The organism is Spirochaetota bacterium (assembly GCA_038043445.1).
GTDB lineage: Bacteria > Spirochaetota > Brachyspiria > Brachyspirales > JACRPF01 > JBBTBY01.
Map to the genome: position 1 here is coordinate 15680 of JBBTBY010000004.1, position 20813 is coordinate 36492.

Below are 20813 nucleotides of genomic sequence, written 5' to 3' on the forward strand. Positions count from 1 at the left end.
GATGTAACTCACAAGGGGCAGATGATGTTGTCGTTTTCCCTGCGCCGTTCAGTCCCAGAAATCCATATATCTCGCCCTTCCCTACCCGCAGCGTTACGCCGTCAACCGCCTTGACACGTCCGTACACTTTGGCCGCATTCTCGGTTGCGATCATCGATTCCATGCCACGCTCCTCATCGTATCGCCCCGAGCAGCATATCCATCTCTGCGAGATAATCCTTAAGCGCCCTTCTCCCCGCCGCCGTGAGCGATATCCCGGTAAAAGGTTTCGCTCCGCGGAATTCCTTTCGTATCGTGATAAGTCCGCTTCGCTCAAGTGTTCTCATCTGGATCGAAAGATTCCCTGCCGACATGGAAAGTTCGTTCTTCAACTCATTGAACGCAATCTCCTTCGCTTGTGCCGATGCGAGATAGGTCATGATAAGGAGCCGCGCGCGTTCATGGATGACCCTGTCGAGTTTCGGAGGCCGTATCCCGCTCACCGGCTGTCCTTGCGCCGCATCCGTCGATTTGCATCGACATCGCCGTTCCTGCGTATCATCGCTGCAAACGCGAACAGAAGGAATCCCACCCCGAACACGAACGCTATGCTGATGAGCGGCGGCAGACGGAAGAACATCGCAGCGATACCGGCACCCGAGAACCAATAGCCGAGGATGTAATATTCCGGGACGAATGTATTGCCCCCGAAAAAGCTCATGAGAATGCCGAACAGTATCGCCGTTGCCGGGACGATATAGAGCGGCTGACCGATATGCACAAGAAATACGATCACAGCGGCAAGTATGCCGGTTACGGTAAGTATCATACTGCTCACCGACGAGGTGAAGATGAATTCCCGCGCAATGGTCCATTGCGAATATGATCGGTCTATCGCCTTTGCCGAGCGGTACAGCCCGACCTGCTTACTTATGCCCGCCGAGATCGCGAGAGTTATGGCAAAACCATACCATACTGCGCGCATCCACAACGGTATCGCATCATGCGATCCATACGATCTGATGAGTATGTACATGACAGGGAATAGTACCGTAAGCACGGAACCGAATAGAAGCCCTGACAGCGCTAATGTCGGCGGTACGCCTATCTCCCGCATAATGCTCATATTGCGGCGAATGGCGCTTCGAACATAGGCGATATCCGCCGCGACTTTGCGCACCTGCTGATCGGTGACCATTCGTTCCATAGCAACTCCGTAAACTAGTTTATACTATAAACCATAATATAACGCACACCTTTCCGAAAGTCAAGCGCGCATGGCTTTACCTGCCGCGCCGCCGCGATTCTAGTTCCGCGACCGTCGATGGCCAATCGCTTTTCAATAGCCGCGAAAGAGCGCGATCGGCAAGAAGTTTCCCGTTCGTCTGACATGTCGGGCAGTAATTCGTCTCATTCGATGCATAGCGTATCCGCTGCACGGATGTTCCGCAGGCCGGACACGGCTTTTCGTACTTTCCATGCACGGCCATTTCCGGACGGAACGCCGTAACCTTGTCGGGGAACCCCTCCCCCGCTTCAGCGCGAAGGCGCTCTGTCCATTCCGCTAGAACGGACCGTATCGCGTCATAGAGCCGGGCGACAGCATCATCGTCAAGCGATCTCGTGAGCGATACCGGCGACAGACGCGCGCGATGCAGTATCTCATCGGAATACGCATTGCCTATCCCCGAGAAGAGCGTCGGATTGGTAAGCGAACGCTTGAGCGTATGGTTCTCAGAACGAATGCGCGCACGGAATTCGTCGAGCGTGGATGAAAGCACCTCGAGACCGCCGGGATCGATCGCGGAAAGCGCATCAGCGCCGTGTATCGCATGAAGCGATGCCCGTTTCTCCTTCCCCTGCTCGGTGAGCAGCAGAACGCCGTTCGTGAATGCAAGACCGGCAAGCGCGCTTTTCGGCACGTCGGTCCCGCTTTCCTTCCAGTGAAGCCTACCGAGTATCATGAGATGGAAAACAAGAAAATAGTCATCGGAGAAGTCGAATACGATGCGCTTCCCCATGCGCGCTACCGACCGTACGGTTCGACCGTGAAATGCAGCGAGCGGCGGCGTGACCGTTCGCAACAGAAAGAAAGAGCGAAGCTGTATCGTCTTCAGCACCGTCCCGCGGGTACGTGCGGAAAGGCGTTCGACATAGACGGTAATATCGGGATATTCCGGCATACAAGAAAGTGTACACCGTGGAGGAAAAATCTTCAAGGCATTGCACTGGCGCTTGCATCAATCTCAATGGCGCGATACACTCACAGCCGATGAAACATCCGGCACTTTTCCTCTTTGACATTGACGGCACCATAGTACGGACCAACGGCGCCGGCATGCGTTCCTATAAGCGCGCATTCAGGCGCATATTCTTCTCCGACAGTGCCGTCATCGAGGAAACGGTGGACTTCGCCGGCAAGACCGATCGTGTGATATTCGATCACCTTGCGCATCGCAACAATATCGTACCGACCGAGAACGACTGGCTGTCGTTCCTTGCCGAGTACGGATCGCTCCTTGCCGCGGAAGCAAAGGATATCTCCCGCTGGGAAATATGCCACGGCGCAGAGGATGTCATCCATATGCTCTCCGAGCGGTCGTACATCGGTCTTCTCACCGGGAACGTCGGTATCGGTGCGCGTATTAAACTGTCCGCTATCGGCCTGTATGGATATTTCCCTGTCGGCGGGCTCGCAGACGACGGATATTCGCGTGAAGAGATCGCCGAGGCGGCACTTTTAAAATGCCGCATTCATTATCATATCGATTTCTCGCCAGAACACGTATGGGTCATCGGTGATACGGTACACGACGTCCGCTGTGCGAAACACATCGGCGCTCGTTCCATCGCGGTCGCCACCGGCGGCTCATCCGTCGATGAATTACGGCGCTCATCACCGGACATCGCGATCGAGCATCTCGGAATGCTTGCTATTGATGAATTTGTTCCTCCGCCGCGAGCAGCCGATAATGGTGGCAGTTGCGCATGATCTTCTCGATGTAGTATTCCGTCTCCGGATAATCGATCAGGCGCGTAAAAAGATACGGGTTCGATCTGCCGGGGAGCGATCGCCATCGCTTGACGTTCCCGCCGCCGGCATTATACGCGGCGAGCGTAAAGAAATAATCGCCATTATACGATGCGAGCAGCGACTTCAGATGCATCGTCCCGAGGATGATATTATGTTCCGGATCGGTAAGCTCTACCGATTCAATGCGCCGCCGTCCCCGCTCACGATTGGCGCTTGATGCTGTGCTGTAAAGGAGCTGCATGAGCCCGTAAGCGTTCGCCCACGAAACACAGTTCGCGTCGAACGCGCTCTCCCCGCGTATGAGCGCATAGACGAACGCGTTCTCGATCCCGTTCTGCTGCGCCTCGGATTCCACCGAAGCCTGATAATACTCCGGATACATGAAACGCCGGAGTACCGCCGGGAGCAGATAGGGATTCGAGCGGTAGGGATAACCGAAGTGATCCCCGATCGTTCCGGTATATCTGAACAATGCCCCGTAACTCCCCGCATTCGAACTTATGAGCATGAGCGCACGTATCACCGTCGCCGATGAAGGATACGCTTTCCTCATCGCAACGATCTCATTCTCCGCGTTCTCATGATCTCCATATGATGAAAGGATGAACGCCTTACGCGCTCGGTCCGGGGAGAGATGCACCGCATTGCTCACGATCGATGCGTCGCTCATCGGCATGGTGAGCGCCCGAACGAACGGGTGCTCGTTGATGGCAAGTGAGGCCATGTCCCGCGCACGGAGCAGGTCCGGCGACGGCAGATCGGTACGCGCGGTATCGATGAACTGCACGCGGTTAAGCGCATCGAGCATCCTTTTATTATTGGTCACCGCACGATATGCCCGTGCATCAGCGAACGCCGCCGCATTGCTCCGCGCGACCGATGCAAGCATATTGTCATCGGCATCGGAAAGCGCCTCGACGATAAGGAACGGGTTCTTGCTCGTATGGAGCGTCGCCGAGACGGCAGCCTTCATTTCGTTCGTTTCACCGAATTTTTTGTGTACCCATCGCGCCCAGGAAAGATAGTAATCATACCGGTCGCCGCCCGCATGTACCTTCTTCAATTCCCTGAGCGCCCACATCGTTTCATTGGTGTCCGCGCCTTCATACATCGTCCGCAGATAATTACGCACCGACATATTCATGTGATCGTCTTTCGGGTACCGCGAAAGTCCCGAACGAAGCACCTCATGCGCCTTTGCCTTTTCCTTTTTCGCCAGATACGCGAGCACGAGCCTCCGGTAGAGATAGCTCGCCGATGCGCTTTTCGGATATCGGGAGAGATGGTCCGTTATCGCTTCCGCCGCCTTATCATGCTTCCCAAGCGAACGATACACCTCGATGAGGTTGCGCGCGGCCTGCTCCCGCCGTACTGTATGATCCGCAATGTATCTGCTGTACAGCCGCTCGGCGCTCTCTTCCCTCCCCTGCTTGTCATAGGCGAGCGCAAGGGAATACAGCGCCTCTTCCGCACAGGAAGGAACGTTCGTAAGCGATGCAGCATAGCGTGTTACCGCCGCATAATTCCCGGCTTCAAGCAGGCCCCTGACCATCCGTATGCTGAAATTCGTCGGGTACCGGACCGCAGAATCCTTGGCGAATCGGTCGTGAAAAACAGCTGCCGCATCGCTGTCCGCATAGGTCTCGATAAGTTGAGTGCAGAGCGACCGCGCGATATCCGTATTGGTCATTGCGATCGATTCCGTGACCGCTGCGTTCCCGACAAAACGAATGATCCACGCCTCTCCAAGCTTCAGGAGCTCATTGGTAGGTGCACCGCGATAAAGAAAATCGGCAAGCACCGTATATTGCCTCGCCTTGCTTCGAAGCAGCGAGTTCGGATGGGCCGCGAGCAGAGAACCGGTAAGCACCCTGGCGTCATCGTATCTGAGCGTTTTCAATGCGCTTCGCGCGGCATAGTACAGATAATAATCGGCGATGGGGCTTTCGGGGTCAAGAGCAGCGCAGAGACTGAATTTCCGATATGCAAGCTCATAGGAACCGGCCCGATATGCGGTCAGCCCCTCGGCGTATTCATCGCTTTCGCATGCGACAATGGATAGGACGAACGCGGCTGCCGCGACGATGGAGAACAGCCTTGCCGGAAATGCTAAGGACATCCTGTCAGCGCTTGATCGATTTTTCCTTGTACGCACGGAGAATATCGCGAATTTCATCGGTCGCTACTTTCCCGTAGATATCCTCACGCACATCATCCTCGCTCAGGCGTTCGAGGAGGAATTCGATCGCATTGGGTATCGACTTTCCGTTCACTTTTATCTTGTGCTTCTGGACGATGTACGAGGCATCGCACATGAACATGACGGCGCGGAGCTTCTCCCCCTTGTCGGCATATCTCCCGATATGACGCTCGGGACGGTCGACACGGAGCTTTAAGAGCTTCTGACATACGCGGAAGAAGAGCGGATGTATCTCAGCCGGCAGCCGCGTATGTTTTCGAACGGCCTTCTTAAGCGATGTGCTCGCGTTCTGATATACCGCGGAAAAATCGCGCGGTGCAATGCCGATGATGCCGGCATAATGCCGCTCCTGCTGCGGCATGAGATAATGATGGCGCACCATGTGATTCGATGAGCCCTCGGCAACGATGACGATAAGGGTGCCTTCGTCAAGCTCGCGCAGGGCCTTTACTATCGTCGCGCGGGAACCGATGCCCGATTCGTTCTGTATCTCGTTATGGGTGAGCTTCGCGATGCCGTTCTCGTAATCGTACCCGGTCGCAAGTACGCGATAGATCTCTTTCGCGTTCGCGGAAAGACCCTTCCATGTTTTACGTTCCATGAGCTCGCGCGGGATGACGACAGCATTTCTCCCGAACTCGTGGAACTCGACACGCTTCTTTTCGATCGCTTCATTCTTCTTTTCTTCTGTTGTGAACGATCGAACGGCGGCGTATGTTTCCATCGGGGAGGGCTCCTTAGTCCGTGTATACCGTCCGCCCGCATCATCGTTCCAGCGCCGTGCATGCACATGCCGCGAATCTTTGCTTCTTACGGACGAAGACGGGCATTCTAAACACATTCCTAAAAAAATGCAATAGCGTATGGGAGAAAGTACCCGCGCTATCGAGCGATGACCGATCCATACACAGAGGAGAAACCCATACTGTGCGATGCTTTTAAAAGTACGGCCGCCTTGCCGGACACACGTGCGCGTATCGCGTTCACGAGCGAATCACGATCGGTGAAATGACGCTTCTCCATGTCGCGTGTGATCGCGCCGATGATGTTCGCCGCTTCATCACCGAACGTGAACACGGTCTCGATGGGAAGCGAATCGATATGCCTGCCTGCCGCTTCGTGGAGCGTACGCGATTGTTCACCGAGCTCCTTCATGTCGCCGATGACAGCGATGCGTTCATACCCATCGTATGATGCAAGCTCATCGAGCATGGCATTGAGCGCTGCGGGGTTCGAATTGTACGTATCATTGATTATCACCGAGGCACCGATAGGCACCACCTGCATACGGTCTTTCACCGTCGTGAACGATGTGAGCGCCTGCGCGCATGCATCCGCATGTACGCCGTGCATACGTGCCACCGTAAGCGCCGCGATGATGTTCATCCTGCTGAACGAACCCGGGAGCGTATGACGGAATTCCACCGAATTCCAGCGAAAACGACCCGCCTCGATGACTTCTACCTCTTTGTGCGAGAACTCGATCATGCTCTGCACGCCATATCGCCGTGCCTCGGAGCGAAGTATGTCCGCAAAGGGGCTGTCCGCATTGATGACGGCGCGCGCATCCGTGCTCATTGATGAAAATATCTCCGCTTTCGCACGGGCAATGGCTTCCACCGAATCGAAATACTCAAGATGCACCGGCTCCACATTGGTCACAAGCGCCGTCGTCGGCCGCGCAATGCCGGATAAGCGCGCAAGCTCTCCAGCATGGTTCATTCCCATCTCAATGACCGCGGAGGTATGGCTGCCGTCCAGTCCGAAAAGCGTCTTTGGAACGCCTATCTCATTATTGAAATTCCCCTCGGTCTTAAGCACATGATATTTTGTCGCGAGGAAAAGAGCGATCAATTCCTTCGTCGTCGTTTTCCCGCAGCTTCCGGTGATCGCGATAACCGGAATGGCGAACCGCTCCCGATAGGATCGCGCGATAGCGCCGTACGCAGCGAGCGTATTCTCTACGCTGAAGTAGCGGGCATCGTCCCGGGATCGATACGCCCCTTCGACCACAAAAGAACGTACCCCTGCTTTATACACATCGGGAATGAAATCATGGCCGTCGAAATGCTCGCCGCGAAGCGCGATGAAAAGCGTATCGCCCCCCGTCGCATCACGGCTGTCGGTCGATATCCTCGTCACCGCACGTTCGTCACCGGCAGCGGTCTTTGCAGAAAGCGCCTCTGCTATCCATCGCAACGTCACCGGTTCGATAATGCCTCCCGCGCGACTTCCCGATCGTCAAAATGCACCGTTCTATCCTTGAATATCTGATAATCCTCGTGGCCCTTCCCCGCAATGAGAACGACATCGCGTTCACGCGCGGAGGCTACCGCCTTGGCAATAGCCTCACGTCGATCGATGATGACCTCGTAGGATGTACCGGTCGCATCGATGCCGGGGCGTATATCATCAATGATCTGTTCGATGGCCTCGGTACGCGGATTATCGAGCGTTACAATGGCTGTGTCCGACAATTCGCCGACCGCTTTGCCCATAAGCGGTCGTTTTTTTCTATCCCGGTCGCCGCCGCAGCCGAATACGGTGATGATGCGCGCAGGCGCAAGCCGCCGTATCGTGGTCAGCACATTACGAAGCGCATCGTCGGTGTGCGCATAATCGACGATGACCGCGAAGGGATGATGTTCTTCCGTCACTATCTCGAAACGGCCGGGCACCTGCACGCGTGCAATGGCACCGCACACCGTATCGAGCGGAAAACCGGCGCTGTCCGCATACGCGATGGCTGCAAGCGAGTTGAGCACGTTGAAATCGCCGGTGAGCGCAAGCTGCACATCCAAAGCGAATGCGCCGCGCCGCAAGAGGCGGTACCGTGTCCCGCTGAAGGATATCGACACCGCATCGGCACGATAATCCGCACGCGCATCGATACCATAGGTGACCAGCGGTGTCTTCCCGATGCGTGCACGGATGATATCGTAGCGGTCGGTATGCACATTGAGTATCGCATGACGTTCGCCTTTGCATGACGATGCGAGGAGATCGAACGCTGTCATCTTTGCGTCGAGATAGGCATCCATCGTCTTGTGGAAATCGAGATGGTCCTCGGTGATGTTCGTGAATATGATATCGTTGAAGTTGAGCGCATCGCAGCGATGGAGGTAAAGCGCATGCGAGGACGCTTCCATAATAAGGTCGTTCGCACCGCGGCGTTTCATCTCGGCAAGGAATGACTGAAGATCGACCGATTCCGGCGTCGTATGGATGCTTTTTATTTTTTCGCTGCCGATGAGATTATGTATCGTACCGATAAGCCCGGCCATCCGCCCGCACGCCTCAAAAATGTTCTTGATGAGCATGGCTGTCGTGGTCTTCCCGTTCGTACCGGTTACTGCGACTATGTTCATCGATTCGCTCGGGCGTCCGTAGAAGCGCGCTGCGATATCGGCCATGGCGATCCGTGTGTTTTCGACGGGGATGAACGCAACGTTCGGATATCGCGCAGAAACAGCGCGGACATCGAACGTTCTATTATGAAGGATCGCCGATGCACCTGCGGATATCGCTTTTTCCATGAACGCATGCCCGTCCGAGGCGTAGCCGGACACAGCAATGAAAAGATAATTCTTTTTTACCGCGCGGGAATCGTAAGCGATCCCTTCAATAGCAGCGCTACGGTTCGCGCCGAGTGTCCTCGCGTCGATCATGGATCTCATTCGCCTTCGCCACCGGCGCAGATACAAAAATACCGGCGAGCTTCTGGAAAAAGTTCTTGTCTTTCTGTCTGGTCATCACAAGCGGAGCGACCGGTTCTATGCTGAGATAGACGATCGCGCCTTCGTCCGCTGCCGTCAGTTTCAATCCCGGCGCAAGGGCCGACAGACGTTTGGACGAAGAGAGCGTGTGTATCCGGGAGAGGAGTTTGCTGTTCTCATCGCGAAGGTCGGAAAGCCGTGCCGCCAGCCGCTTCATCGACATGACGTCGTCATGATAGCGTACCTTCTGCACGAAATACCCCGCCCCGACGGCAAGCACGAACAGTACGGTGATGATGGTAAATGCCGTGAGGCCGCGTTCGCCTTTCATAACCTTCCTCAATTACTTTACCGGGCACATCCGCGCAACACGCAGTTTCGCGCTGCGCGCTGCCGGATTCGTCGCTGTCTCTTCCGCCTGAGCGGTCACGACGTGTCTCGTAAGCACGGTCAATCTCCCCGTACCGTGCCGCGTATCGTTCTCGTTCATGAAACGCTTGACGATACGGTCCTCAAGCGAGTGGTAACTTATGACGGCAAGAACGCCTTCGGGTGCAAGCACCCGGAATGCGTTGGTAAGCGCGTTCGAAAGGATCATCAATTCGTCGTTGACCTCGATGCGTATGGCCTGAAACACCCGCGTCGCGGGATGTATGCGCCCAAAGCGGAGCTTCTTCGGCGTCGCATGGAAAACGACCGCCTCAAGTTCTGCTGTTGTGCCGATCTCCCGCGTTCGCCGCGCCGTAACGATCGCCTGTGCGATGCGTCCGGCATACGGCACCTCCCCGAAATCGCGGATGACCCGTGCCAATTCGTCCTCGGTGTACCCGTTGACCACATCATGTGCGGTCTTCCCTGTCCGCGAAAGCCGCATATCGAGCGGACCGTCCTCGCGGAACGAGAACCCTCGCTGTGCGGTGCGGAAATGATACATCGAGACGCCGAGATCAAAGAGCAGTGCGTCGGTAGTGCCGATCCATTCTTCTGGCAATACATCGTAAATGCCGTCGTATGTACAAAGAGCGAATGATACGCGCGAGAACGCTTTCAGGCGTTCACGTGCCTTAGCCACCATGTCCTCGTCGCGGTCCACGGCGAACACTGTCCATCCGCGCTCAAGAAAAAGCGCGCTATGGCCGCCCTCGCCTACGGTCGCATCGATGACCTTCACATTATCGGAAGTTGCGCCTATAAAATTCACTATCTCGCGGGCAAGCACCGGTGTATGATGAATTTCCATCATGCCTCCCTAAAGGCCGATATCCTTCATCTTTTCGGTGATACGTTCGTACGCACCGCGCTTCGCATCGATATACGCCTCCGGGTTCTTCTCATATTCGCGGTAATTCGCTATAGAGAAAAGCTCTATCCGGTAGATGGCGCCGAGGAACACCGCTTCCTTCTCTATCTCCGCATACGCTAACAGGTTCTGCGGGATATATAAGCGGCCTACTTTATCTTCTTCGGCTTCAACGGCGGGCGACACAAAGGTGCGTATGAAAATACGGTTTTCCGCGATCATAGGGTTCAACGTGGCTATCCTGGCCGAAATGATCTCCGTCCATTTCGCCTCCGGATATACCAGAAGCGAACGGTCAAGACCCTTCGTGACTATCCACGTCTTCTCTTTTTCGTCACGCATCTTCGACGGTACGGCTATCCGCCCTTTCTCGTCGATGGTATGCGTGTACTCCCCGATAAAAATTCTCATGCGTAGTCCGTTCTTTGAATGTTGCTCTCCCTCCCAGACATGTTGTCAAAGACCACTTTTTACCAAAATTCATTGCCAGTATAACACTTTCCCCCACTTTTGTCAATAGTAAATCGTATTTTTTGTATTCCCACCCACAGTCGTCATTCTGCCAACAGCAACCATGAAAAACATGAGTAACAACGAAAGTAACGAAAAACACGAAAAAAATGACCTGATCATAATTTCGTTGTTGCTACATTGCCTTATTATTGCATCATTCTTTGTTTGATATTCTTGTTGTCGCATTCATTGCTTTCGGATACAATACGGACATGCGTGTTTTTTCGATCCTGCTGCTCCTGATCACCACACTCTATGCCGTACCGCATCTGAGTAATGCACGGCTCCTTACCGAAGCGATCATCCCGGAAAAGAATCGATACGCCCACGAGAGGGCCATCCAATGGCCGTCATCGAACGGCAGCGCCGTTGTCAGCGCCGATTGCTCGTCGCTTCTTAATGAGCTCTGGACACGGTCGTATCTGAAGAGCGATGCGGGACTCCTTGCCGTGTTCGGGAAGAAATGGCCGAAAGCACGGGATTGGTATCGTACGATAGACCGTATGAAGTATTTTCTGAAGATCACCAATATCCTCGATATTGCAGAGGGAGATATTATCGCGATATATTATCCGCGCGGCATGGTGCAGACCGGCGATACGAATACGGGCCATGTCATGCTGGTCAATACGGCCCCGAAAACGATGAAGCCCCGCACGCCGACAGTCCCGGATGCCGAGCAGTACGCATTATCGGTCATCGACAGCACGGAAAGCCCGCACGGCAAAGATGATACGCGTGCGAAAAGGAAGGATGTTCGGTCCAATGACAGCGGCATAGGCATCGGTACGATACGGCTGTTCGCCAGAAGCAATGCCATCATCGGCTATGCGTGGAGCATGACATCGACCAATTGGCATGCAAGCAATGACCGCCCCATAGTGATCGGACGATACCTGTACGAGAAGATCCGCTCTACGCAGTAAGCGATCGATGCACGAGCATGAGCCATTCTTTTTTCTCGCTTTCCTTCATCATCGAGCGGCGCACGGGGCTGAACTGTTCATTCAGCGAGCACTCTATGCCTTCGACCGTTTCCGGCTTCTGCGGATACGAGACAAAAACCGATGATATCACCGCTCCGCCGGGGGCGAGAAAGGCGGCGAAGCGCGGAATGATGGAACGATAGTCACAGTAATACAGGAGCTCATTGAAGATGATAACGGAGAATTTCCTGTCGGTCGTGAACGCTTCCACCGATGCAACGGCGAAGGATGCCTGTTCGCGCTTGGGCGCACGACGTATCGCCTCGCGCGAAATATCCATACCGAGATACGATCGATACGCGGACAGATAGTTGAGCAGTATGCCGGGACCGCAGCCGACATCGAGGATATCGGTATCATTTCCCAGCGATGCTATCGTCCCGGCAAGAGCGCGGTAGCGCATCCCCTCTTTATCGAGATAATCCCATTGCCCTTCACGATACTCGGCGTTCCAATTGCCGCTTTTTGTGCGGAAGCGGCGTATGCTGAAGAAGTCCTTGAATCCCATGCCCTCACTATATCACGGAAGCTTGCCGTGTGCAACGGCGAAGCGGTTCACGTGTGTGACTTTCTATTGTGGTAACGCAGCGAAATAATTGCATGCGGCCGGAATCAGCAGCCAGACACGAATTACACTAATTTCCACGAATTATTCGTGGTTATTCGTGCAATTCGTGTCTATCCCTCTTAATTTGGCGTCAATCGATCAGAGCATTTCACCTACAAAAAAATTCACTCACGCGGATCACAGATGACGGTGCCGTACGGCATAAAGCCTCACTTCGGGTAGCATTCCATCAGTGCGCGTTTTGCCGCCTGAATGTTCACAACCGGTGTGTGCATGGGGAGTATGCCGGATCCGACAAGGAGATTCCGGTGATGCCCGAGCGCAGAGAGGAAATCCTTCATATGCGATCCTATCGTCTGGGGTGTGCCTTCGGAAATGACCTGCGGATCGATGTTCACGCGTATCGCCGCGTTTGTGCTGCTGAGTATGCGTTTCATCTCGTCAATGGGCACGGGATAATCAAGGATGAAATGATCGGCGCCTGAGGCTTTCATATCGTCGAATATCGGCGGTGTATTGCCGCCGGAAATGAGCGCGGTCATCGGGGCGCCGTACGCTTTTGCCGACACCATGATCTCTTTATGGAGCGGCAGCACGAGCGTACGATAGAGCTCAGGGGAGAGCAGCGGAGGGGCGATGAATGAATCGAACACGAACACGCCTATGCTTCGTTCGGCGAAGGCGCGCGCATAGACGAGAACGGTGTCGGTGCACATGCGAAGGAGCTTCGATACCGCATGCGGGTCCATCATCATATCGATAAGGAGCTTTTCTTTCGGGTACACATGCGATGCGATCGAGAACGGTCCGCTGATGCTGCCGGCAATGACCGCCCCGGGGCACCCCTTTGCGGCGGCAGCGGCTGCTTCGATGAATACCGGCATGCGCCCCTGCGGCGACCGCGGCAACGCGAGCGCTCCGATATCCGCGAGCGAATCGATGACAGGGGCAGTTATTTTCGGCATGGGTATATCGGCCGAGCGGTGCACGGTACAGCCGAGCACTTCCGCTTCGACATTGTAAATATCGTACGCGGAGATGAGCACATCGTTCCCAAGCTCGTTCAATTCACGGCTCATCGCAAGGGCGACATCGTCCGCGTTCTGTCCGAAGAGATGCGCCGGCTTTCCAGCAAGCGCGGGTTTCATGTCGTAGATCGCAGGAGAGAAAAGCGGCGTGCCGTCATTGTTGCGCGCAACGGTCTTCTGCATGCGTTCGAACGGCGTCATTGAAAGACCGTTCCATTATCGAACTCGCGCCAGACGGATTCGAACCAGGCGTTCGCTTCCGGTATCGGCCGGCGAGGCCGTGTACTCACGTTGATCTCCGAGCCATAGGATGTTTCCTGCACGGTATCGGCGCGGGGGTCTGGCTTCGCACTCTCGGCAAGCACATCATGAATGCGCGTACGGTCATTCACGAGGACATAGCCGCTCCGGGAAACACCGCCATTATCCATATATTCGATGATCGATGCGGCAAGCATCCGGGAAAGAGCGATAAGCTCACGGGTACGGAAATAGGCGTACGCATTCTCCGGGCTGACCTTCGTATCCAGCAGCGTCCGTTCTTTTGCAGCAAGCTCGCTCAGGTGGCTTCCGATTTCGCTGCGTGAGCGAATAAAAGAAAGATAAAGCGAGTTCTTTTTCTGGATATCAATGGCAATGGAAGCATCGAAACCCATGCTGCCCGAGACCTTCAGTGCCGCGATGTTCTTTTTTATGAGCTCGCTGATCGATGTCCGCTTCTTCAAGACTGGGTTATCGTTCTTGATCGTACCGGCGATGAATGACGCCGCGCGCAATCCGCCGACCTGGCCTGCGTTGAGCGCTGCCCCGCCGGGACGGTAGACGCCGTGCGTACCGGCGCATTCGCCGACGGCAAAAAGATGCTTCAGGGAAGTCCGCCACCAGTGGTCGACCGCAACACCGCCGTTGTGATGCTGCGCGAGAACATCCATGGCAAGATAGTCCTTCGCAAGATCGATGTGATGGTCGCGGTACAATTCGTACGATCTCGGGTTGAGCGCTTTGAGACGTGCGAGCGGCGTGACCCCGAGCGCATCCGACTTGGCAAGATAATCATGCGCGAGAGAGCCGATGCGCGAGATGCTGAATTTCCCGATGCGGTCATCACCGGATGGATCCTTCATGAAGTCGAGATAGACCTCGCGCCCGCGAACATGGCGTTCGATATACACGGCGATATCGATAGTCGATGAGCCGCGGTCTGTTATTTTCTTCGCATCGAACGGCCATTGATAGCCTTTGAGAAATATCGCCTCGGAGAGCGCTTCGACGGAATCGAAATAGTTGTTGAGGAATTCACGTTCGGTGCCGCTGGCATCGATGGAAACATAGCGGGGCATCACCTGCTGATAGCTTCCGGAAAGGTTCCAGCGGAATTTCGTCGAACCGAGCCCGTACTGCCATTCGCTCATGTTCTGGAAACGCACGCCTTCCGCGGCAAGCACGCCGGATGCGCCGAACTGCGACAATGGATAGACCGAATTCGCATACATGCCCGCGGGTCCCCCGGTAGCGAAGACGATGTTCTTCGCGCAGTGTACCGTGGGGGCGGTCTTCTTCTTCAGCGAGAGCACCCCGAAGGCCGTGTTCGACCGCGCGTCGGTGAGAAGCTTTATCACGCGGGTATGATCGATGATGCGTATCTTCCGCTTTGCTGTTTCGCGCTCAAGGCATTCGGTCATCACTTTCGATGTGTAGGGACCGATGGATGATGCCCGTTCGCGCGGGTCATGGTCGGTCTTGTATCCGGCATATTCGCCGAAGCGGTTGAACGGAAAACGTACGCCGATCGATGTCAGATGAAAGAATTCCGCGAGCGATTGGGATGCCTCGCAGAGCGCGGTGTCGCCATCCATAGCCCCGCCGGCAAAAAGCGTCTCCGCCATGCGCCGTGCGCTGTCGTCAGCCGTGCCGCCGACAGATATCTTGTAATAGGTCTGCTTATCGCTCCCGGTGTTGCGCGAAGTTCCCATGCGGCGTCCTTCAGTGACGATCGCAATGTCGGTCACGCCGAGATCGTAGAGGTGCACCGCGCAGTTGTATGCCGCCGCACCGCTGCCGATGATGAGCGCATCATAGCCATGCGTGTCGACAGCTATGGTCTTGCCGAAGAGCTTCATTTCGATATCGTTCTCATCAGTCCTTTATAATACTCATCATACATGATACACCCGTCATTCACCTGCGCAAGCATGAGCTTGGTGCAGCCTGAGCATGCGGTGCAGTAATTCACATTCTCTCCGCGCTTCACCTTGTCCGGGAAGAGCGGATCGGCGAATGACTGTCTGCCCCATCCGGCGAAGTCCGTGTAGCCCTTGGATATCATCTCCTCGGCAAGCGTGAGCGAATCCGCTTTTGGGAACGAATATGCCGAACCGAATACGGCGAGCGGGAGTTTCAGTTCTTTTACCGCTTTCGTGTAGCGCAGGTGATGGAGCTGCAGATGCTTCGACGGCGCGGTGGGCCGCGTGATGTCCGGCGTCGCAGCGGGAATGCCGGCGGAAACGTTCACATAGTGCATGCCGAGCTTTGCCATAAGACGTATCACATCGAACATCTCCGAGAGATCCTCGACGATCTCATCCTTGCCGACGGTACCGCAGCCGCCGCGTATCCCTTCATAGAGCGACAATCGCGAGCCGAGAACGAATGAGCGGTTGTGTATTTTCGCCTTCATCTCCTCAACGCTCTCGCGGAGGAATCGCGTGCGGTTCTCGAAACCCCCTCCCCACGTGTCCGTGCGTGTATTCGCCGGGCGAAGCATTTCCGCGCCGAAATAACCGTGGCACGATTTCACATCCACACCGTCAGCACCCGCGGCCTCGGCGATGAGCACGCCCTCGACGAAAGCCTCACGTATCGACTCTATTTCGTCGGCGGAGAGGTAGCGCGCGTCTTTCTCGTGCTCCGGGCATATCGCGGTCTTTTCCGAGAATGAACCGCTGCGATAGCCGGAATGCGTTATCTGAAAGAGGAGGATCGAATCCGGATCGATACGCTTGTATTCATCGACGAGCCTTTTGTACGCATCGAGATGTTTCCTCTGTATCACCATGCCGTTCTTACGGGCAAGCGATGTTTCGCTCACCGAGAGTGCCTCGACAATGACGACACCCCATTTCCCGCGTGCAAGTTTGCGATAGCGTTCACGCGCGCGTTCGCCGGGAACGCCGTTCTCACCGTCATTGGCCTCCATCGCCTGGGAGACGAAACGATTGGGGGCGGTACGCGGGCCTACCACGCAAGGTGAAAAGAGATGCTCATACGTCATACGATGTCCTCTGTAATTGCTTCGCTATCATACCGAGAACAGCGGGATGCAACCCGCTGTTCTTTCATACCGCAGCCGATCTTCACAACGTTCGAATAAAATCGATATCCCTTCGGATCAATTCTGTCTCGCTCATGTCCGCTTTGTCGGCCAGGAATTCCACCATCGCATACCCGGTAAAACCGGAGGCCTTCGCCGCCGCACCGAACTTCGCATAATCGACGACGCCCTCGGCAAGGAACGTGCGCTTCGGATTTCTCACCGACGTATCGCGCACATAATTCTGCAGGTGCACATGATGCGCGAACGGCATGAGCGTCTTATGATCGTCCGCGCTTCGTTTTTCGTAATCCTCCGCCGATGACGGATACGGTATCTGATAATTGAGAAAGATGTTCGGATGACCGATACGCTTCATAAGCACATCAACGCCGTCCCATGCGCTCGTTATCGTATTGCAGTGGCGTTCAAGTACAATGGCTATCCCCGCTGCTAGGGCTTTATCACCGATGACACGTATATCGCGGATCACCGCATCGATGTCCACGGGCGAAAGGTCCTTCTGCTCCTTCTTGCCGGGCCATATCCGTATGCATGGTGCACCAAGCGCGCGTGCTATCGCTAGTTCGCCTTCCGCAGTAAGTGTGGCGCCGTTGACCTCTACCATACCGCCCGCATTATAATACGAACCGTATGCAGCTACAGCGATCCCCGCATTCCGTGCGTGCATGCGCACTCGTGCAAGATGCGCTTCATCGATGGGGTACGGTGTGTGCGGCGGTTTGCCCCATATCTCAACGGACTGCGCGCCGGCCGCTTTCGCCATATCGATGGCTTCGAACACCGAGTGTTTTTGCAATGCTATGGTGCACAGTCCTGCTTTCATGGATATTACTATATCATGCGTGCGAGATTTTGTCTTGGCCGAAAACGACATCGGTTGCAGAAAAACGACATCGCTATTTTTGTTTGAAGATATCCATACCGCAGCGGGCGCAGTCGAATTCCGCACGGAATACATGCCCCTCTTCATCTTTCAGGTAGAGCGGCTCCGCAGAAGCGCCGTTGAGCATACACATATCGAGCTGATAGCGGATGCAGTAGCGCGTTCTCATCACACGCTTGCCTTCCATGCTTATCCCGCTTTCGGCAGCATCGCCGATCCGGCCAACGCCGTGGCGACGATAGAACGCCTTTGACTTTTCATTGAGGACATTGCCGGTATGATCAAGCTCGTTCCTGATATACGGCGCATCATCCGTCGTAATGCTTCCGGCGAACCGCGGACGATTCTTCTCGCGTTCGGCGACAAGGAGCGATAACGCCTCTCGGCGCATGGCATTGAGCACGGATGCCGGAATGAAACGATCGCAATCGATATCGACGGACGTGCAGTGAAATCCGCTCCCGCCGGTACGCATAAGCTGTTTCCGTATCACCGCCTCCGCCTCGTCCTTCTTTTCCGCCGCGGACAATTCCCCCGTCCATGTATATTCTATTGAGATATCATCTTCATCGGAGACACTAAGCACGACACCCTGAGGGACGTTCTTCATCGTCATGCGTACGGCCACTGAGCGTTCATTCCTGCTCTTCGATAATTGCGTGATGAACCGGTGATCACGGTTGCGATACAGTTCCATCCCCGCTTTCATCCCGGTCGACTGGCCGACGCGGAGGGTATTCCCCTGAGCACCCTCTACGGCAGTGCCGGAAAGCTCATCATTGACGAAGAAGCTGAGGCCGTCCCCCGCGTTGCATTCCGCGTCCGTATCGAGAGTGATGCTCTTATGCGAAACTGACCGCACGGCCCCGACACGCTCACCGATCATTTTGGGCGTACGCACCGATCCCGCGCGTTCCCGCCCGCCGCGAATGAAATAATCGGTATAGCCGCGATTGAACGTCTTGTGCACGTTCGGTGTGAATTCGACCGTCGACCGCCCCGACGATGATCGCATCATCCCTTTTTTCGCGAGCACCGTGTCCAGCGCATTCCGATAGAACGCGCATACGTTCGCGACATAATTCCTGTCCTTAAGGCGCCCTTCGATCTTGAACGATGTTACGCCGCTGTCGATGAGCGCCTCGATATGCTGCGAGCGGTCAAGATCGGCGAGCGAAAGCGGATAGCCATGCATGATGCGCTTCCCGCTGCCATCGGCGAGCTCATAGGGCTTTCGGCACGGCTGTGCGCATTCGCCGCGATTACCCGAGCGGCCGCCCATGCTTACACTCATGTAACACTGTCCGCTCATACCGACGCAGAGCGCGCCATGCACGAAACATTCGAGCTCTATCGACGGTGCCGCCGAGCGTATCGCGCGTATCTCGTCGATACTGAGTTCACGGGCAAGCACGGCACGCTGAAAACCGACTTTCTCGAGAAATGCGACTTTCCCGGGGGAGCTATTATCCATCTGCGTGCTGGCGATAAGCGCGATCGGCGGGAGATCGCATTCGAGAAGACCCACATCCTGAATGAGTACGCCGTCAACGCCTGCCGCATGGTATCGTTTGATAAGATCGACCGCAGCATCGATCTCATCATCCTTCAATATCGTATTGAGTGCCGCATATACGTTCACATGGAACCGATGGGCGTATGAAACGAGCGATGCGATATCGTCGACGGTGTTTGCCGCGGCCTTGCGTGCACCGAAATCCGGACCGCCGATGTATACCGCATCAGCCCCGGAGTCAATGGCGGCTTTTCCGCAATCGATGTCCTTCGCGGGCGCAAGCAGCTCTATCTTGTTTGAATTCACTTCTACCACGGCAGTAATCGTCGTTTATTCAGATCGGGCAGTATCTTATTGTTCATTATCGGCGTCATCTCTTTCGTATCGAGATCTATTCCGCACCACACAAGCGCTGCTATCTCCGACGATGCTGACGGCTCCCCGATCAATGCACCCTGATACAATCGTATCGACAGCGTCTTTCGTATCGACGCATCGTCGTTCGCCGCGATGTCCGAGTACTCGCCGATGAACAGAAGACCGGTCGCGGTGACATTGCCAAGCTCCTCTGAGAGCTCGCGTTCAAGGCACTCGACATCGCTTTCACCGCTCTCGATGGTGCCGCCGGGCAGTATCAGCTTCGATGTCGTATTGTTCTTCCGGCACATGAGAAATTCGCCGGCGCGGCAGACAAGGAGAGCGACTTTATTGATATCAGCCATCGATCATCATCCCCGGGGACGTATCCATCTCTTCACTTTCATATTCATTGCTTGACGATGTTCATGATCACATCTTTCGGAAGCGCGAGATTCGCCGCGGCTTCTACCGCCTTGACGACGGTAGCCGGGACCGGACAGGCACCGTGCTTGAAATGGCGGTCTGCAGCCTGATATACCGGTGATGCGCCGTATTTTGCGAAGGCGATGGAGTAGGCATCACAGGCGGCAAGTTCAGGTCCGAGCGCAGCCACGGACTCGCATTTCGAGTCAATGGAAACACGTACGGTCTGACCATCATCGCTTTCGGCACGTATCGTCGACACAAAGCCGCATATTCCGGCATCTACGGTCACTGTGATCATAGGTTCATCCTTAAGCTATTGCGGCAGTATAATAATAAAAAGATGCGAATTGTCCAGTATGCGGTTGAGAACACCCATGAGACCAGAGAACAGCGGGTTGCAACCCGCTGTTTCGTTATTCCGATGAGATATTGATGCCCGTGGACGTATTGTAAATGGAATATGGCGGCTTTTCAACAATATCCGCGCCTGTCGTCGTATTGACTTTTGATGTACCGTGCGGTAGAATCGCGGCTCAATCAATTCATCGGAGTTTCGCCATGGATTTCACGTCTTTCGTCGAATTCACACCGACATTCATCGAGCGTGTCGCACTCGCTTTCCTCATGTTCTCGGCAACCGTACTGTTCATCCAATTCCTCGTCCAAAAGCTCATGCTTGTTGCAAAGGGCGAGCCGACGAACCGCTTAGACCATCCATTCGCGCGGGCATGGCGCTTTATCCGCGACGTCGCGTTCCAGTACCGCGTCATACGCGGGCGTCCGCTTCCCGGCATACTGCATGCATTCGTCTTCTGGGGTTTCCTGGCTTTCCTGCTCGAAAAGCTCTATCATTTCCCCCATTTTTTCGGTGTTGTCTTCCCCCAGCCGATAGTCGATTTCTATCACACGATACTCGTGCGCATACTCTGCGTGTTCTGCTGCGTAGTCCTACTCGGTGTCGTGGGTCTTG

The 20813-nt window shown here is 55.2% G+C and carries 21 protein-coding genes and 1 pseudogene; 3 read left to right on the forward strand and 19 right to left on the reverse strand.

The window, feature by feature from the left end; all coding sequences use genetic code 11:
* Positions 1-25 precede the first annotated feature (25 nt).
* The 4 genes and pseudogenes from AABZ39_00555 to AABZ39_00570 form a co-directional block, all read right to left on the reverse strand.
* Positions 26-163 (reverse strand): annotated as a pseudogene (locus AABZ39_00555) (ABC transporter ATP-binding protein).
* A 10-nt stretch (positions 164-173) separates the two neighbouring features.
* Positions 174-482 (reverse strand): transcriptional regulator, encoded by a 309-nt coding sequence (locus AABZ39_00560; protein ID MEK6793237.1) that lies wholly within the window; start codon positions 480-482, stop codon positions 174-176.
* Complete coding sequence (locus AABZ39_00565; GenBank protein MEK6793238.1) at positions 479-1186, reverse strand: hypothetical protein; 708 nt, start codon at positions 1184-1186, stop codon at positions 479-481. Before AABZ39_00565 ends, AABZ39_00560 begins: the two co-directional genes overlap by 4 nt.
* A gap of 76 nt (positions 1187-1262) precedes the next feature.
* A complete protein-coding gene (locus AABZ39_00570; protein ID MEK6793239.1) occupies positions 1263-2162 on the reverse strand; it encodes a DNA-formamidopyrimidine glycosylase family protein in 900 nt (299 codons plus the stop codon).
* A gap of 89 nt (positions 2163-2251) precedes the next feature.
* Between AABZ39_00570 and AABZ39_00575 the strand changes: the two genes are divergently transcribed.
* A complete protein-coding gene (locus tag AABZ39_00575) occupies positions 2252-2971 on the forward strand; it encodes an HAD family hydrolase (protein ID MEK6793240.1) in 720 nt (239 codons plus the stop codon).
* Here AABZ39_00575 and AABZ39_00580 read toward each other — a convergent pair.
* The 7 genes from AABZ39_00580 to AABZ39_00610 all read right to left on the reverse strand — a co-directional run bounded on the left by AABZ39_00580 (position 2913) and on the right by AABZ39_00610 (position 10640).
* Positions 2913-5189 carry a transglycosylase SLT domain-containing protein gene (locus AABZ39_00580; GenBank protein ID MEK6793241.1) on the reverse strand — a complete coding sequence of 759 codons (2277 nt, stop codon included), beginning with the start codon at positions 5187-5189 and terminating at the stop codon, positions 2913-2915. The two genes, AABZ39_00575 and AABZ39_00580, sit on opposite strands and share 59 nt — an antisense overlap.
* Positions 5137-5937 (reverse strand): hypothetical protein, encoded by an 801-nt coding sequence (locus AABZ39_00585; protein MEK6793242.1) that lies wholly within the window; start codon positions 5935-5937, stop codon positions 5137-5139. Before AABZ39_00585 ends, AABZ39_00580 begins: the two co-directional genes overlap by 53 nt.
* 158 nt (positions 5938-6095) lie before the next feature.
* Positions 6096-7418, reverse strand: a complete 1323-nt coding sequence (gene murF, locus AABZ39_00590; protein MEK6793243.1) for a UDP-N-acetylmuramoyl-tripeptide--D-alanyl-D-alanine ligase — start codon at positions 7416-7418, stop codon at positions 6096-6098.
* Positions 7415-8890 carry a UDP-N-acetylmuramoyl-L-alanyl-D-glutamate--2,6-diaminopimelate ligase gene (locus AABZ39_00595; GenBank protein ID MEK6793244.1) on the reverse strand — a complete coding sequence of 492 codons (1476 nt, stop codon included), beginning with the start codon at positions 8888-8890 and terminating at the stop codon, positions 7415-7417. Before AABZ39_00595 ends, murF begins: the two co-directional genes overlap by 4 nt.
* Positions 8847-9260: a hypothetical protein gene (locus tag AABZ39_00600; GenBank protein MEK6793245.1), complete on the reverse strand. Its 414-nt coding sequence runs from the start codon at positions 9258-9260 to the stop codon at positions 8847-8849. Before AABZ39_00600 ends, AABZ39_00595 begins: the two co-directional genes overlap by 44 nt.
* Before the next feature lie 12 nt (positions 9261-9272).
* The gene (gene rsmH, locus AABZ39_00605; protein MEK6793246.1) at positions 9273-10169 is read right to left on the reverse strand and encodes a 16S rRNA (cytosine(1402)-N(4))-methyltransferase RsmH; all 897 of its coding nucleotides are present in this window, start codon (positions 10167-10169) and stop codon (positions 9273-9275) included.
* Positions 10170-10178: 9 nt separating this feature from the next.
* Positions 10179-10640 carry a division/cell wall cluster transcriptional repressor MraZ gene (locus AABZ39_00610; GenBank protein ID MEK6793247.1) on the reverse strand — a complete coding sequence of 154 codons (462 nt, stop codon included), beginning with the start codon at positions 10638-10640 and terminating at the stop codon, positions 10179-10181.
* 314 nt (positions 10641-10954) lie between these two features.
* Here AABZ39_00610 and AABZ39_00615 point away from each other — a divergent pair, with 314 nt between their 5' ends.
* Positions 10955-11668 (forward strand): hypothetical protein, encoded by a 714-nt coding sequence (locus AABZ39_00615; GenBank protein ID MEK6793248.1) that lies wholly within the window; start codon positions 10955-10957, stop codon positions 11666-11668.
* Here AABZ39_00615 and AABZ39_00620 read toward each other — a convergent pair.
* From AABZ39_00620 to AABZ39_00655, 8 genes are all read right to left on the reverse strand, one after another.
* Positions 11658-12236, reverse strand: a complete 579-nt coding sequence (locus AABZ39_00620; GenBank protein MEK6793249.1) for a class I SAM-dependent methyltransferase — start codon at positions 12234-12236, stop codon at positions 11658-11660. The two genes, AABZ39_00615 and AABZ39_00620, sit on opposite strands and share 11 nt — an antisense overlap.
* 269 nt (positions 12237-12505) lie before the next feature.
* Complete coding sequence (locus tag AABZ39_00625) at positions 12506-13525, reverse strand: uroporphyrinogen decarboxylase family protein (protein MEK6793250.1); 1020 nt, start codon at positions 13523-13525, stop codon at positions 12506-12508.
* Positions 13522-15444: an FAD-binding protein gene (locus AABZ39_00630; GenBank protein ID MEK6793251.1), complete on the reverse strand. Its 1923-nt coding sequence runs from the start codon at positions 15442-15444 to the stop codon at positions 13522-13524. The genes AABZ39_00625 and AABZ39_00630 overlap by 4 nt, the downstream gene beginning before the upstream one ends.
* Positions 15441-16595: a hypothetical protein gene (locus AABZ39_00635; protein ID MEK6793252.1), complete on the reverse strand. Its 1155-nt coding sequence runs from the start codon at positions 16593-16595 to the stop codon at positions 15441-15443. The genes AABZ39_00630 and AABZ39_00635 overlap by 4 nt, the downstream gene beginning before the upstream one ends.
* Before the next feature lie 82 nt (positions 16596-16677).
* Positions 16678-17481 carry a sugar phosphate isomerase/epimerase family protein gene (locus AABZ39_00640; GenBank protein MEK6793253.1) on the reverse strand — a complete coding sequence of 268 codons (804 nt, stop codon included), beginning with the start codon at positions 17479-17481 and terminating at the stop codon, positions 16678-16680.
* Positions 17482-17554: 73 nt separating this feature from the next.
* Complete coding sequence (locus AABZ39_00645; protein ID MEK6793254.1) at positions 17555-19372, reverse strand: U32 family peptidase; 1818 nt, start codon at positions 19370-19372, stop codon at positions 17555-17557.
* Positions 19366-19779 (reverse strand): NUDIX domain-containing protein, encoded by a 414-nt coding sequence (locus AABZ39_00650; protein MEK6793255.1) that lies wholly within the window; start codon positions 19777-19779, stop codon positions 19366-19368. The genes AABZ39_00645 and AABZ39_00650 overlap by 7 nt, the downstream gene beginning before the upstream one ends.
* Positions 19780-19823: 44 nt before the next feature.
* Complete coding sequence (locus AABZ39_00655) at positions 19824-20141, reverse strand: hypothetical protein (GenBank protein MEK6793256.1); 318 nt, start codon at positions 20139-20141, stop codon at positions 19824-19826.
* A 260-nt stretch (positions 20142-20401) separates the two neighbouring features.
* Here AABZ39_00655 and AABZ39_00660 point away from each other — a divergent pair.
* Positions 20402-20813: hypothetical protein (locus AABZ39_00660; GenBank protein ID MEK6793257.1), on the forward strand; the 412-nt coding region annotated here is incomplete at its 3' end.

What these genes read in the sequence shown, in the direction of transcription:
- AABZ39_00585 (MEK6793242.1), bottom strand. Translation starts at nt 5,937, where the DNA reads ATGGAAACATACGCCGCCGTTCGATCGTTCACAACAGAAGAAAAGAAG.
- AABZ39_00650 (MEK6793255.1), bottom strand. Translation starts at nt 19,779, where the DNA reads ATGGCTGATATCAATAAAGTCGCTCTCCTTGTCTGCCGCGCCGGCGAA.
- rsmH (MEK6793246.1), bottom strand. Translation starts at nt 10,169, where the DNA reads ATGGAAATTCATCATACACCGGTGCTTGCCCGCGAGATAGTGAATTTT.
- AABZ39_00635 (MEK6793252.1), bottom strand. Translation starts at nt 16,595, where the DNA reads ATGACGTATGAGCATCTCTTTTCACCTTGCGTGGTAGGCCCGCGTACC.
- AABZ39_00620 (MEK6793249.1), bottom strand. Translation starts at nt 12,236, where the DNA reads ATGGGATTCAAGGACTTCTTCAGCATACGCCGCTTCCGCACAAAAAGC.
- AABZ39_00595 (MEK6793244.1), bottom strand. Translation starts at nt 8,890, where the DNA reads ATGAGATCCATGATCGACGCGAGGACACTCGGCGCGAACCGTAGCGCT.
- AABZ39_00640 (MEK6793253.1), bottom strand. Translation starts at nt 17,481, where the DNA reads ATGAAAGCAGGACTGTGCACCATAGCATTGCAAAAACACTCGGTGTTC.
- AABZ39_00565 (MEK6793238.1), bottom strand. Translation starts at nt 1,186, where the DNA reads ATGGAACGAATGGTCACCGATCAGCAGGTGCGCAAAGTCGCGGCGGAT.
- AABZ39_00615 (MEK6793248.1), top strand. Translation starts at nt 10,955, where the DNA reads ATGCGTGTTTTTTCGATCCTGCTGCTCCTGATCACCACACTCTATGCC.
- AABZ39_00610 (MEK6793247.1), bottom strand. Translation starts at nt 10,640, where the DNA reads ATGAGAATTTTTATCGGGGAGTACACGCATACCATCGACGAGAAAGGG.
- AABZ39_00575 (MEK6793240.1), top strand. Translation starts at nt 2,252, where the DNA reads ATGAAACATCCGGCACTTTTCCTCTTTGACATTGACGGCACCATAGTA.
- AABZ39_00600 (MEK6793245.1), bottom strand. Translation starts at nt 9,260, where the DNA reads ATGAAAGGCGAACGCGGCCTCACGGCATTTACCATCATCACCGTACTG.
- AABZ39_00655 (MEK6793256.1), bottom strand. Translation starts at nt 20,141, where the DNA reads ATGATCACAGTGACCGTAGATGCCGGAATATGCGGCTTTGTGTCGACG.
- AABZ39_00630 (MEK6793251.1), bottom strand. Translation starts at nt 15,444, where the DNA reads ATGAAGCTCTTCGGCAAGACCATAGCTGTCGACACGCATGGCTATGAT.
- AABZ39_00625 (MEK6793250.1), bottom strand. Translation starts at nt 13,525, where the DNA reads ATGACGCCGTTCGAACGCATGCAGAAGACCGTTGCGCGCAACAATGAC.
- AABZ39_00580 (MEK6793241.1), bottom strand. Translation starts at nt 5,189, where the DNA reads ATGAAATTCGCGATATTCTCCGTGCGTACAAGGAAAAATCGATCAAGC.
- AABZ39_00570 (MEK6793239.1), bottom strand. Translation starts at nt 2,162, where the DNA reads ATGCCGGAATATCCCGATATTACCGTCTATGTCGAACGCCTTTCCGCA.